The sequence below is a fragment of the Bacteroides sp. B1-V-101 genome (assembly GCF_023656585.1).
Lineage (GTDB): Bacteria > Bacteroidota > Bacteroidia > Bacteroidales > Bacteroidaceae > Bacteroides > Bacteroides thetaiotaomicron.
This window is the reverse complement of the sequence record NZ_JAMOKH010000018.1, coordinates 14999-28886: the sequence shown is the minus strand read 5'-3', so window position 1 is coordinate 28886 and position 13888 is coordinate 14999. Positions and strand designations below refer to the sequence as shown.

Genomic DNA, 13888 nt, shown 5'->3' with positions numbered 1-13888 from the left:
AAAAACAAATTAGTATGGAAGATTTAAATTTCAGAAAAGGTGATGCAAAAACCGACGTATTCGGTTCAGACAGAATGTTACAACCCTCTCCGGTAGAAAGAATTCCTGATGGACCAACCACCCCTGAAGTCGCTTACCAAATGGTTAAAGATGAAACTTTTGCCCAGACTCAGCCACGCTTGAACTTAGCTACTTTCGTAACCACTTATATGGACGATTACGCTACCAAGCTGATGAACGAGGCAATCAACATCAACTATATTGATGAAACCGAATACCCTCGTATCGCCGTAATGAATGGTAAATGTATCAACATCGTTGCCAACTTGTGGAACTCTCCGGAAAAAGATACATGGAAAACCGGTGCATTGGCAATCGGTTCTTCCGAAGCTTGTATGCTGGGCGGTGTAGCTGCATGGTTGCGCTGGCGTAAGAAAAGACAAGCTCAGGGTAAACCGTTTGACAAACCTAACTTCGTTATCTCAACAGGTTTCCAGGTAGTATGGGAAAAGTTCGCGCAACTGTGGCAGATCGAAATGCGTGAAGTGCCTTTGACTCTTGACAAGACCACTCTCGACCCCGAAGAAGCGCTGAAGATGTGTGATGAAAACACGATCTGTGTTGTACCTATCCAAGGTGTTACATGGACAGGACTGAACGATGACGTTGAAGCACTGGACAAAGCTCTCGACGCTTACAACGCCAAAACCGGTTATGACATTCCTATCCACGTAGATGCCGCCAGTGGTGGTTTCATTCTTCCGTTCCTCTATCCGGACACGAAGTGGGATTTCCGTCTGAAATGGGTACTTTCTATCAGTGTATCCGGTCATAAGTTCGGTCTGGTATATCCTGGACTTGGCTGGGTTTGCTGGAAAGGCAAAGAATATCTGCCCGAAGAAATGTCATTCAGCGTCAACTATCTGGGTGCCAACATTACTCAGGTCGGCTTGAACTTCTCTCGTCCTGCCGCTCAGATTCTGGGACAATACTATCAATTCATCCGTTTGGGATTCCAAGGTTACAAGGAAGTACAATATAATTCTTTGCAGATTGCCAAATACATCCACGGTGAAATCGCCAAGATGGCTCCGTTCGTCAATTACTCCGAAAATGTAGTGAACCCATTGTTCATCTGGTATCTGAAACCGGAATATGCAAAGAGTGCCAAGTGGACATTGTACGATCTGCAGGACAAACTGTCTCAGCACGGCTGGATGGTTCCGGCTTATACATTGCCTTCTAAACTGGAAGATTATGTAGTAATGCGTGTGGTTGTCCGCCAGGGATTCAGCCGCGACATGGCAGATATGTTGCTGGGTGATATCAAGAACGCAATTGCCGAACTGGAAAAACTTGATTTCCCGACTCCTACCCGCATGGCTCAGGAAAAGAATCTTCCGGTAGAAGCCAAGATGTTCAATCACGGTGGTCGTCGTCATAAAACCGTTAAAAAATAAATTGATCTATGGACAAAAAAGTAACACTCGCTCAATTGAAAAAAGTGGTACAGGAGGCATACGATCAGGTGAAAACGAATACAGGCGGTAAGAATGCCGACTATATCCCTTATCTGGCCAATGTCAACAAAGATCTCTTTGGAATCAGTGTCTGCCTGCTCAACGGGCAGACCATCCATGTGGGAGATACTGACTACCGCTTCGGCATCGAATCCGTATCCAAAGTACATACGGCTATCCTTGCACTGCGCCAATATGGTGCCAAAGAAATATTAGACAAGATCGGAGCTGACGCAACGGGCCTGCCTTTCAATTCAATCATCGCTATCTTGCTGGAAAATGACCATCCGTCTACTCCGTTGGTAAACGCCGGTGCCATCTCCGCCTGCAGTATGGTACAACCTATCGGCGACTCTGACAAGAAGTGGGATGCCATCGTAGAGAACGTGACCGATTTATGCGGCAGCGCTCCCCAGCTGATTGATGAATTGTACAAATCCGAATCGGATACGAACTTTAACAACCGTTCCATTGCATGGTTGCTGAAGAACTACAACCGTATTTATGATGATCCGGATATGGCGCTGGACCTGTATACCCGCCAATGCTCATTGGGAGTAACGGCCTTGCAGCTTTCTGTGGCAGCCGGAACAATCGCCAACGGTGGTGTGAACCCGGTGACAAAGAAAGAAGTATTCGATGCCAGCCTCGCTCCCAAGATCACTGCAATGATCGCTGCCGTAGGTTTCTACGAGCACACGGGAGACTGGATGTATACCTCCGGTATTCCGGCCAAAACCGGTGTAGGCGGTGGTGTAATGGGTGTATTGCCCGGACAGTTCGGTATTGCCGCATTCGCTCCTCCTTTGGATGGTGCAGGCAATTCGGTAAAAGCACAATTGGCTATCCAATATGTCATGAATAAACTGGGACTGAACGTATTCAGTGACAATCACTTGATCGTAGTCGACTAGTTTATCCGCTCTATGAGAAAAACAAAAGGTTGCTATCCTCCGGGTAGTAACCTTTTCTATTTTTATAAAAATGCTTTTGCAGGCTTCTCGTTCCTTAGCGAGCTAATCATTCCCCCTTCTTTACTTAAGTTTAATTCTGTGTATGCAAAGAACTAATCCTCGATGCACTTAAATTTATTCGTCTGACTATAGTTGAACTTTCGTCTGACTACTGTTAAACTTTCGTCTGACAGTTGTTAGACGAAAGAATAACAGTTGTCAGACGAATAGTTTTATATACTTCAGGCGATAGATTTATTAAAAACGAGGAGTAAATATGCGCATATCTGAAATTAGTTTATAACGCATTCTAATGAGCTAAGTCGATATGGAAATAAACTAAACCCATGAATAATGAATGATCGATATGAAAAAGGTTTATGTCCCCTATGCAGACGCCGTCTTTTCTTCCTCTTCCGCATAATACTGCTTTTTCTTTTGATTAGACTGCTGAATCAGATTCGTAATATAGACTGTAAAGATCGGGAACATCATCATTCCCAAAGCTGCCAGCAATACGGAAAGTACCCTTCCGGTGGTCGTCATCGCGATTATATTCGACCCGACGGTAGTCACATCCATAAATGCCCACCACAAAGCGTCTCCATAATCTGTGACCAGCGGATTCACTTTATGTTCAAGGACAAAGAAGGCAAGGCTGGCGAAATAGACCGTTGCCAGCAACATCGTCAGATAGGAAACGAACAGGCTGGAAGCCCGGTTATAGGTGAGCCAGCCCACTACGATGGCCAATGCGTATCCCCCTCTCAGCAAAGGAATAAACCGGAGCAGGTAAGTGACTTCGGGAGAAAAGGTCCACCCGTAATACGCAATGATGTTCTGATAAGGGATCGCCACCAGCAAAAAGATAAAGTGCGTCCGTATATAACGCCACTTATGCTTTGCCAGAAAAAACTCCAGTACAAAATCGAACAGGAACCAGATGCAAATCCACAACTGGATCTTCATGTACGAGGACTGTGTATAAAAAGGAATCCCCTTAAACGTATCGATTGAAATACTAATAACCAAAAAAAGGGACATTAACAATATAATAATGTGGAGAATGCCATAAATCCCCTTTTTCCCCAGAATAAAATCGGAAAGCGCTGATTTCATAACTACTTAATTTATAATAAAATGATTCTTATGTAACTTATAATGCTTAGAAACAATCTGAGAAAGCGATTGTTTCGGAACAGGCGTCCGGAGGTTTACAATTGAGCCATCCGGCGATGTTAATTAACGAACTTTGAAAGAGATTGCGGAAACATCTCACGCAAAATGTTGTTATAACACTGACTTTAAAATATTTTTCACTTAAAACCTTAACTTATGGCAAATATTAAAAATGCAGTGAAGCTGGGCGTGTTTACCCTGGCTATCATGAACGTTACGGCAGTAGTATCATTGCGTGGGCTACCAGCCGAGGCCGTATACGGAATGAGTTCGGCCTTCTACTATCTTTTCGCGGCGATTGTCTTCCTTATCCCGACATCGCTCGTAGCAGCCGAACTGGCAGCTATGTTTCAGGATAAGCAAGGTGGTGTGTTCCGGTGGGTAGGCGAAGCCTACGGCAAGAAACTGGGATTCCTCGCCATCTGGGTACAATGGATCGAAAGTACGATCTGGTATCCTACCGTATTGACATTCGGTGCCGTATCCATCGCCTTCATCGGAATGAACGACGTACATGATATGTCGCTGGCAAACAACAAGTATTATACACTCGCCGTAGTACTTATCATCTACTGGCTGGCAACTTTCATTTCACTGAAAGGTATGAGCTGGGTTGGTAAAGTAGCCAAAATTGGTGGTATGGTCGGTACAATTATTCCGGCTGCCCTGCTGATTATCCTGGGAATCATTTATCTGGCAACCGGCGGACAATCCAATATGGATTTCCACAGCAGCTTCATTCCTGATTTTACTAATTTCGACAATGTCGTTCTTGCTGCCAGTATCTTCTTGTTTTATGCCGGTATGGAAATGGGCGGTATCCACGTGAAAGACGTAGAAAACCCATCCAAGAATTATCCGAAAGCCGTATTTATCGGTGCGCTTATCACTGTTCTTATCTTCGTTTTGGGCACATTCGCATTGGGCGTTATCATCCCTGCCAAGGATATTAACTTAACTCAGAGTTTGCTCGTCGGTTTTGATAACTACTTCAAGTACATTCACGCTTCCTGGTTATCACCGATTATCGCCATCGCTCTTGCGTTTGGAGTTTTGGCCGGTGTGTTGACATGGGTTGCAGGTCCTTCAAAAGGTATCTTTGCCGTAGGTAAAGCTGGTTATATGCCTCCGTTCTTCCAGAAAACAAACAAACTGGGTGTACAGAAGAATATCTTGTTCGTACAGGGTATCGCTGTGACTGTATTGAGTTTGTTGTTCGTCGTTATGCCTTCCGTACAGAGTTTCTATCAGATTTTGTCGCAGTTGACAGTGATTCTTTATCTGATTATGTATCTGTTAATGTTCTCCGGAGCTATCGCACTGCGTTATAAGATGAAGAAACTGGATCGTCCGTTCCGTATCGGTAAGTCCGGTAACGGTTTGATGTGGTTCATTGGTGGTCTTGGTTTCTGCGGTTCACTGCTCGCTTTCATTTTGAGCTTCATCCCGCCCAGCCAGATTTCTACCGGTAGCAACACCGTTTGGTTCTCTGTATTGATTATCGGTGCAATCATTGTAGTCGTTGCTCCGTTCATCATCTACGCTGCCAAGAAACCGTCCTGGAAAGATCCGGATACTGACTTCGAACCGTTCCACTGGGAAGTTCAGCCTCAGACTGTTACTGCCGGCGTTACTGCCAACAGTGCAAATGCCGCTCGTCCGGTTTCTGCTTCAACATCGTCTGCAAGTCCGGCCAGTTCCGCTACTGCCAAACCAGCAAGTACCCCAACTTCCGGTCCGGCAAGTGCAGGTTCTACCACCTCCGGTTCTGCTCCGGCAAGCAATCCGGCTTCTTCCGGTGGAAGTACCACTGCAAGCAACGGATCGCCTGATTCCGGAAATAAGGATGCGGGTGCACCCAAATCTTAAAAGCTAAACATATCGTTTACATTAATAATCCCACCTTGAACCAGTGAATGTTCAGGGTGGGATTATTCATATCTTATCAGTTGTTATTTCTGTCTTCGTGACCAAGGGCAATATAAACCAGAAAGTACTACCCTTGCCTACTTCCGATTCGACTCCGCATCTTCCCCCCAGATTATGAACGATTGTCTGCGAAAGCGTCAGCCCGAGTCCTGTTCCCTGCATCTCCCGGTCAAGTTTCGTAAAACGGGAGAATATCTTCTCCTGCTCCTCCTCCGGAATGCCGATACCGGTATCAGATACGTAAAAACAGACTTCATCCGTACCTTCCCTGCGACATCCAAAACGGATCTCACCTGTCTTCGTAAATTTCATCGCATTATGGAGCAGATTAGTCAATACCTGAATAATACGCTGTTTCTCCGAATACATCATAATCGGTTCCAGATGTGCCTCACAGACCAATGTCACCAAAGGGTTCTCGTTCAGCCTCATTCCGAAAAGTCCTTCCAGTTCCCTCAGCAAATCATTGGCATCAAACTCCGAATATACAAAGTTCAACACGCCGGCATCTATCTGCGAAAGATCAAAGATGTCATTTACGAGTCGCAATAACCGCTCATTATTTTCAGAGATTATATCGGTATACATCTTCTTTTCCTCCTCGCTGGTAGCCGTAGCCATCAGCCCTGAGAATCCGACAATGGCATTTAACGGAGTACGGACTTCGTGACTCATATTGGCGATAAAGGCAGACTTAAGTTTATCGGCAGAAATCGCATTTTCTCTTTCTACATCCAACAGGCGCTGCATATTTCGAAGTTCCGTCACATCATAAACTGTCAGCACCATACGTTCTTCACCGTTTATTTTCAGATAAGCGCCCGAAACAGAAACATCACAGGAAATAACCGTCTTTTCATCCGCACTTAAAAGTTTCATAGAGGCATCCAGTTTCTTAAAGTCCTGCTTTTCATAAAAAGCCTTGCTTATGGATGTACGTATACAGCACAATTTGCATTGTTCATGTTTTCCGCATTCGCCGGCTGCTATCGCATTTCTACAATGCAATAAATCTCCGACTTTTTTTCTCTCTCCCTGCGCAGGAGTCAAATGATTCAGTGTATAATAATTGGTATTGTGAACGATAAAGTCTCTGTCAATCAACAGATAGTAAACGTTTATATTCTGTAGTATAGAAGTCAACTCATTAGATTCACGCAACATTACAGATGCTTTCAAATTCATATTCTTCTTAACCGACTGATACTTAATCAGTACATAAATGAATGCAGCTAACGAAATAACCGTAATAAACTGTAATGCCATAATAATATATTCTATTGTTTGTAGTGTCCTGATCGTTTTGGCTCGTAAAAGTATAAAATATACTGAATAAATGATGCCACATTTGCATATTTATTCTCCCCCAAAAGAAAAGTTTTTTTTTCTTTCCTCATAAGTAGACGAAAAATTCCCTCTAAGTTATTGCAGTATTAAAAAATATACTTATCTTTGCACCCGCAAACGAGAAAGGTGCCATAGCTCAGTTGGTAGAGCAAAGGACTGAAAATCCTTGTGTCCCCGGTTCGATTCCTGGTGGCACCACTTTTTAAGAAGGCAAAACGATGTAAATCCCTGAATTTCAAAGAAGTTCGGGGATTTTCCTTTTCCAAGAGTAAGCAAAATTAGTGGGATTGAAGCAAACTATACGTCCTTATTCAAGGGACTGTTTTCAAAAGCCCGAAATGTTCCACTGCGAGGTATTTACTTCATTCTTTTACAGCACGTTGCACTATTTTACATAACAGGGTTCTCGGTTCGATTTCCTAACTTTGTATCATTAAAAATCGAGCCGTATGGAAAGAAAAAGATTCAGCGTGTTGTTCTTCATCAAGCGTAGCAAACTGTTAAAAAACGGGGAAGCACCCGTGCGTGTGCGTGTCACTTATGACCGCCTATACGTGGAACTTCAACTAAAGCGGAGCGTAAAAGTCCCACTTTGGTCACAGGAAAAAGAGAAATCGACAGGCAAAGACCGCAATTCCGTGGAACTAAACCATTACATTGACGCCCTGCGTGTGAAATTCTATCAGATTTACCAAGACTTGGAACTGGAGGGAAAGATTATCTCCGCACGTGCCATAGTGAACCGCTATCAGGGAAAGGACGAGACTTTCAAGACATTGTATAATGTATTCAAGGAACACAACGACAACTGCCGGAAGCTAATCGGGACGGACTATGCCGACATCACCGTAAGACGTTACGACAATTGCCTTAAATACCTCATGGAACTGGTTAAACGGGATTACAAGGTAGATGATATGTTACTGCGTGAGGTAAACGGGGAACTGGTACGCAAATTCGATTTATACCTAAAGACGGAGAAGCATTGCGCACAGAATACCGTTATCCGGTACATGAAATGTTTTAAGAAAGTGATAAACCTTGCCATTGCCAACGAGTGGCTGACCAAGAACCCGTTTGCCGGAATCAAGTTTCACGAGGTGGAGGTAAACAAACAGTTCCTAAGCCAAGCCGAGATAAACCGGATATGGCAGAAAGAGTTCAGGATTGAACGGCTGGAACTGGTACGGGATGTCTTTATCTTCTGCGTATATACCGGGCTGGCATTCATAGACGTGTATAACTTGCGCCCCGAACACGTTTCAGAGGACAGCAACGGCAACCTGTGGATAGTGAAACCCCGTGAAAAAACAAACAACCTCTGTAACATCCCGCTTTTGAGCATTCCCAAACAGATACTTGAAAAGTATAAGGATAACCCCTACTGCATGGATAAAGGAACTTTGTTGCCCGTTCCCTGCAATCAGAAGATGAACAGCTACCTGAAAGAGATTGCCGACCTGTGCTGTATTAAAAAGAACCTGACCACGCACACAGCCCGGCACAGTTTCGCTTCGGTTATCGCACTGGCTAACAACGTGTCACTGCCGAACGTGGCTAAAATGCTGGGGCATTCATCCACCCGAATGACGCAGCATTATGCGAAAGTATTAGACCAAACGATACTAAGGGATATGCAAGCCGTTGAGAAACAGCTATCCGTATAACCACGAAGAAGCCAGCAACACGGTTTTCAAGAAAACGTGATTGCTGGCTTTTAATCAAACAATATAGAAAACAAGACAGCTATATTTCAATACTTCAATATTTCAAGAAAGCAAGACATCAATAAAACAAGATTTCATGTTTTCAAGATTTCATTTTCTGTAATGTCTTTCCAGCAGGTCTAAAATCTCGCTTTCACGATAGATGATTTTTCCCGGAAGCTGCACGTAGCCCAGCAGCCCCGTGTCCCTGTAATCCTGCAACGTCCGTTTGCTGATGCAAAGCCGCCTGCACACCTCATCACCCGTCAGGTAGTGTTCACCGTTCAATACCGGGCGATAGTTCATTACCACGTACTCCACGTTTTCCAGCACCCTGTCGAGGGAGGAAAACAGTACCAGCGTGGTTTCGGAATCTTTCGTTATCAAATCCATACGCCTACTTTTTAGAATTGTCCCTTACTTGGTCGAGCAGAAAGGCTTCCACGTCCGAAGCCTTGTAGTAAATCTTATTGTTAATCTGCGAATAAGGCAGTTTTCCCGTATCACGGTAAGTCTGCATCGTCCGGGCTGAAACGTTCAGCAAACGGCAAGTCTCGCAGTTATCCAGCCACTTGTCACGCTTCCTGCGTAAAGGCACGCAGAGCGCATCCACACGACCCACAAAATTTTCAAACCTCTGTTTCCATAGTTCAAACGTTTTCTTTTCAATCGTCACTATTTCCATAACCGATATATTTATTCTTGTCAATACTCCGTTTTTCTTCACTGGTGCAAATATATAAGGCTGAATGACAGGTTGTTTCTTCCTGTCCGCAAATGACCTTACGTGTCCGAAAATGTCCACCGCCAACCCAACAACAACACGAAAGAAATGAACCGATAACAAAAAACCTGTTTTTTCTCCACTCCCTAAATAAGTAAGGTAATGAACACAAAGCCGTTTTCCATTTGCCGACATTAATTTGGCGCAGAGCGAAGCAAAGCGATTCCAAACGGCTGACGCTTTGTTTTTTACCGATTTTTCTTATTTTATTTGTGGTGCTAATTCAAAAAACAAGCACCTATGAACAATCCTTTCGAAGAAATTTTCAAGCGGCTGGAGAACATCGAAAAGATGATTGCCCCGGTCACGGGCGCACAGCCCGAAGAACGGCAGGACGGAAAAGAGCCTGTGTTAGTCAAAATATCCGTTGCCAGCGGCATAACCGGGTATTCGGTCAATTACCTGTATCATTTAGCCAGCAAGGGGATGATACCGTGTGTCAAGCGTGGGCGTACCCTGCGTTTCGACATGGAGGAACTCAAAAAGTGGATGCAGCAGCAGTATGTCCCGGCTTCTAACAGACTTCCCGATGAAAAAGAAAAGAAGTGATGAAACACGGCATATCGAGGGCTGGCAGTCCAAGAACGAGCGCATCGAAAGCCTGTTGAACGTCCTGTATGATTTCCGGTTCAACACCGTAAAGAGCCGGACGGAATACCGGGCTGCGGGTTCTTCGGACTTGTACCAGCCCGTTACAAAATTCGCCCTGAACACTTTCAGGCGCAGGCTGGACGCAACGGCTGACATTGCCACCTCGACCGACAACATACGCATGATACTGGAAAGCGACTTCGCAAGAAAGGCTCACCCCATACAGGAGTATTTCAATGCCCTGCCCTTACTGAATCCTGCCGAACACGGGCATATCGGCAGGCTTCTGAACACGGTACAGGTAGCCAACCCCGGCAAATGGGAGGAATATTTCACGAAATGGCTTATCGGTGTGGTAGCCAACGCGATGAACGACACAGGGTGTCAGAACCATACCTGTTTGGTGCTGACCGGGGACAGGCAGGGGCAGTTCAAATCGTGGTGGCTGGACAACCTTTGCCCGACACCGCTTAAGAACTACCTGTTCACCGGGAAGATAGACCCGCAGGGCAAAGACATCCTGACACTGATAGCCGAATACCTGTTCATCAACATTGACGACCAGCTAAAGGAACTCAACAAGCAGAACGAGAACGCATTGAAGAACCTTATCACCACCCCGGCGGTGAAGTACCGCAGACCGTATGATATTTACATAGAGGAATACCCCCACCTCGCCAGCTTCATGGCTTCGGTGAACGGCAACGAGTTCCTGACCGACCCGACAGGCAGCAGGCGTTTTTTGCCGTTCGAGGTGCTGCACATAGACAAGCCCACGGCAGAAAGTATTCACATGGATAACGTCTATTCCGAAATCATGTACCTGTACCGTCAGGGCGTGCGCTACTGGTTCAATGATGCGGAGATTGAAGAACTGCACCTGACAAATGCGGAATTTGAGGTACAGACAATCGAGTTTGAGATGCTGACACAATACTTTGAGAAGCCGACAGAGGAGGAAGAAGCCCTGTTCTTCATGACAACGGCACAGGTACTCGCATACCTGCGTAATATATCCCCCGTCCAGCTATCCGAAAAAAGGCTGGGCGAATCATTGCGGAAAATCGGTTTCAAGCGGGTACAGAAGCGCATCAACAACAACCATTATCCGGTATATGGGTACAGGATAAAGCCCGTTCCGGCTTCCCGTACAGGGGATGATTACGGGTAGAACCGGAATGTAGTAGCTTCTACATATTGTTTGATACATACATAACAATTTAATAAACAATAGTTTACCAATTATGTAGTATGAAGTAAGATAGAATCCCAAACTTTTGGAAAATCCGGGAAAAAGAAAAAACGGCAATATAATATATAGAATATATTTATTCCTTTTTTAAAGGATAAATAATTACTATGTTACTACATGTACTACAATCCGTTGAAAAAGAAAAAGATAGATGTAGTAGTGTCCCGTGCTTCTTCTTACTCGCTTCTTGCTTCATTATTACTATCGTTAAATAAAAAAATAAAGATTATGACCTACAAGGAAGCCAACAATATCAGTATCAAGGATTACCTGAACTCTTTGGGAATCCAGCCCGTCACGGAAAAAGGAAGTTACGGGATGTACCGCAGCCCCTTACGGGAGGACAACACGCCGAGTTTCAAGGTGGATTATAACGCCAATCTATGGTGTGACTACGGAACTGGCGAGGGCGGGACGCTCATCGACCTTGTGATGAAGCAGAACGGGTGCAACGCCTACGGTGCTATCTGCCGACTGGAGCAGGACGACACTACCTCTTTTTCCTTTCACGGGAAAGACCTGCCCGAAAGGGACACGAAAAGGCAGGCAGCCAGCCCGATAGAGATACGCAGAATACAGCCGTTACAGAATCCGGCACTCATGCGCTACTTGCAGGAAAGGGGGATTTCCCCCGGAACGGCAGCCCCATACGTGCAGGAAATGTATTACCGCATCGGTGGCAAGCCTTATTTTGCGCTGGCGTTCAGGAATGATTCAGGAGGTTACGAGCTTCGCAATCCCCGTTTCAAGGGCAGCACATCGAAAGACATCACCCATATAAGGCAGCAGGGAGAGCCGAGAGAGAAATGTTTGGTATTCGAGGGCTTTATGGACTATCTTTCTTTCCTCACACTCCGGATGAAGAACTGTCCGACCATGCCCGACCTTGACAGGCAGGATTATGTCATACTCAACTCTACCGCCAATGTGCCGAAAGCCATTGACGTACTGTTCCCGTATAAACGCATCCACTGCATGCTCGACAATGACGAAGCAGGATTTCGGGCAACACAGGCTATCGCTTTGGAATATTCCTACCGTGTGCGTGACTTCTCGGACAATTACAGGGGTTATTCGGACTTGAACGACTATCTGTGCGGCAGGAAACAGGAACAGAAAAACAGTACCAGCCAAGCGCAGGAAATAAAGCAGGAAACCGGACAACGTGCCACCCCAAAACAGAAAAGGGGCAGAGGCATTTAGTCCGGCAGGATTACCAACGGTAAACGGTATGATTAGGGAGAGCAAGGTTATGTTTCGGTAGACCGAAACACCTTGCTTTGCTTGACAGCAAAGAAAATTTCTCCCGTTGGTCGCAATTTTTAAGATACCACCTAAAAGCAAAAACGTATGACAGGGACAAGGAACAAACCGGGAGGTCGCCCGGCAAAAAGCCGGATAGACAAGCAGAACCGGGTAGTCAGCACGAAACTGACCGAGTTACAGTTCTACGCAATCAGGAAGCGAGCCACCGAAGCCGGGCTGCACGTCAGCGAGTACGTCCGGCAGGCTGTCGTTTCGGCAGAGGTAACGCCTCGGCTGAACAGGCAGGATGCGGACACTATCCGCAGGCTGGCGGGCGAAGCCAACAACATCAACCAGTTGGCGCACCGGGCGAATGCCGGAGGGTTCGCACTGGTAGCCGTGGAACTGGTGAAACTCAAAAACAGGATTGTTGAAATCATAAACCAACTGTCGGATGATTGGAAAAATAAAAAAGGGAAGCGGATTTAAAGGCTGCGTGAACTATGTACTCGGCAAGGAACAGGCGGCTTTGCTTCATGCGGAGGGAGTGTTAGCCGAAAGCAACCGGGACATCATACGCAGTTTCATACTGCAAGCCGGGATGAACCCCGACCTGAAAAAGCCAGTCGGACATATTGCGCTAAGCTATTCCCCGGTGGACGCACCCAAGCTGACAGACGGGAAAATGGTACAGCTTGCGCAGGAGTACATGCGTGAAATGAAAATCACCGATACGCAGTACATCATCGTGCGCCACCAAGACCGGGAACATCCGCACGTGCATATCGTGTTCAACCGCATAGACAACAACGGCAAGACCATTTCGGACAGGAACGACATGTACCGCAACGAGCAGGTATGCAAGAAGCTGAAAACCAAACACGGGCTTTATTTCGCTAAAGGCAAGGAGCATGTAAAGCAGCACCGTTTGAGAGAGCCGGACAAATCCAAATACGAGATTTACAATGCCGTAAAGGATGAAATCGGGAAATCAAGGAACTGGCGGCAGTTACAAACCCGGCTGGCAGAAAAGGGTATCGGGATTCATTTCAAGTACAGGGGACAGACTGGCGAAGTACAGGGCATATCCTTTTCCAAAGGCGAATACACGTTCAAGGGTTCGGAGATAGACCGCAGTTTCAGTTTCTCCAAGCTGGATAAATGTTTCGGGGATGCGGGGCTGAACACTACCGAAAGCAACCGACAGACGGTTTCCGCACCTGTTCAGGAGCTATCGCAGACACTGGGCAAAATCGACAGTCCGTTACTGGCAGACTTGGGCGGTCTGTTCTCCGCCCCGTCCTCTCCGGCTGATGAAACGCCCGACAATCCCGGTGAAAGAAAAAAGAAGAAAAAGAAACGACACTTAAAATTATAGGGAC

General features: G+C 45.8%; 13 protein-coding genes and 1 tRNA gene. 10 read left to right on the top strand and 4 right to left on the bottom strand.

The features are described from left to right. The first annotated feature begins 14 nt into the window (after positions 1-14). Positions 15-1460 (top strand): glutamate decarboxylase, encoded by a 1446-nt coding sequence (gene gad, locus NBH01_RS14685; RefSeq protein WP_055221819.1) that lies wholly within the window; start codon positions 15-17, stop codon positions 1458-1460. A gap of 8 nt (positions 1461-1468) precedes the next feature. After that, positions 1469-2434 (top strand): glutaminase A, encoded by a 966-nt coding sequence (gene glsA / locus NBH01_RS14680; RefSeq protein WP_234141228.1) that lies wholly within the window; start codon positions 1469-1471, stop codon positions 2432-2434. A 426-nt stretch (positions 2435-2860) separates the two neighbouring features. On the opposite strand, the gene NBH01_RS14675 is transcribed toward glsA, so the two are convergent. Beyond that, the gene (locus NBH01_RS14675) at positions 2861-3592 is read right to left on the bottom strand and encodes a potassium channel family protein (RefSeq protein WP_011108359.1); all 732 of its coding nucleotides are present in this window, start codon (positions 3590-3592) and stop codon (positions 2861-2863) included. 216 nt (positions 3593-3808) lie between these two features. On the opposite strand from NBH01_RS14675, the gene gadC reads away from it, so the two are divergent. After that, entirely contained in the window at positions 3809-5521 is a 1713-nt protein-coding gene (gene gadC, locus NBH01_RS14670) for a glutamine/gamma-aminobutyrate antiporter GadC (protein ID WP_008765207.1), read from the top strand. Positions 5522-5587: 66 nt separating this feature from the next. Here gadC and NBH01_RS14665 read toward each other — a convergent pair whose 3' ends face one another. Beyond that, on the bottom strand, positions 5588-6847 hold the full coding sequence (locus NBH01_RS14665) for a sensor histidine kinase (protein WP_235714258.1): 1260 nt from the start codon (positions 6845-6847) through the stop codon (positions 5588-5590). A gap of 206 nt (positions 6848-7053) precedes the next feature. Here NBH01_RS14665 and NBH01_RS14660 point away from each other — a divergent pair. Together NBH01_RS14660 and NBH01_RS14655 are read left to right on the top strand one after the other, a co-directional pair. Next, positions 7054-7126: transfer RNA gene (locus NBH01_RS14660), tRNA-Phe, on the top strand. Positions 7127-7377: 251 nt separating this feature from the next. After that, complete coding sequence (locus NBH01_RS14655; protein ID WP_025815055.1) at positions 7378-8595, top strand: site-specific integrase; 1218 nt, start codon at positions 7378-7380, stop codon at positions 8593-8595. A 150-nt stretch (positions 8596-8745) separates the two neighbouring features. Here NBH01_RS14655 and NBH01_RS14650 read toward each other — a convergent pair whose 3' ends face one another. Both NBH01_RS14650 and NBH01_RS26685 read right to left on the bottom strand, forming a co-directional pair. Then, positions 8746-9027 (bottom strand): helix-turn-helix domain-containing protein, encoded by a 282-nt coding sequence (locus tag NBH01_RS14650; RefSeq protein ID WP_024988805.1) that lies wholly within the window; start codon positions 9025-9027, stop codon positions 8746-8748. Between the two features lie 4 nt (positions 9028-9031). After that, entirely contained in the window at positions 9032-9319 is a 288-nt protein-coding gene (locus tag NBH01_RS26685; protein WP_025815054.1) for a helix-turn-helix domain-containing protein, read from the bottom strand. 339 nt (positions 9320-9658) lie between these two features. On the opposite strand from NBH01_RS26685, the gene NBH01_RS14640 reads away from it, so the two are divergent. The 5 genes from NBH01_RS14640 (at position 9659) to NBH01_RS14620 (ending at position 13884) form a co-directional block, all read left to right on the top strand. After that, positions 9659-9967: a helix-turn-helix domain-containing protein gene (locus NBH01_RS14640; protein ID WP_024988792.1), complete on the top strand. Its 309-nt coding sequence runs from the start codon at positions 9659-9661 to the stop codon at positions 9965-9967. Continuing rightward, positions 9948-11180, top strand: coding sequence for a virulence-associated E family protein (locus tag NBH01_RS14635; RefSeq protein WP_117952102.1), 1233 nt, complete (start codon positions 9948-9950; stop codon positions 11178-11180). Before NBH01_RS14640 ends, NBH01_RS14635 begins: the two co-directional genes overlap by 20 nt. 309 nt (positions 11181-11489) lie before the next feature. After that, the gene (locus tag NBH01_RS14630) at positions 11490-12464 is read left to right on the top strand and encodes a toprim domain-containing protein (protein ID WP_025815052.1); all 975 of its coding nucleotides are present in this window, start codon (positions 11490-11492) and stop codon (positions 12462-12464) included. Between the two features lie 147 nt (positions 12465-12611). Then, positions 12612-12995: a MobC family plasmid mobilization relaxosome protein gene (locus NBH01_RS14625; RefSeq protein WP_025815051.1), complete on the top strand. Its 384-nt coding sequence runs from the start codon at positions 12612-12614 to the stop codon at positions 12993-12995. Then, positions 12961-13884, top strand: coding sequence for a relaxase/mobilization nuclease domain-containing protein (locus tag NBH01_RS14620; RefSeq protein ID WP_117974724.1), 924 nt, complete (start codon positions 12961-12963; stop codon positions 13882-13884). The genes NBH01_RS14625 and NBH01_RS14620 overlap by 35 nt, the downstream gene beginning before the upstream one ends. Positions 13885-13888: the final 4 nt, after the last annotated feature.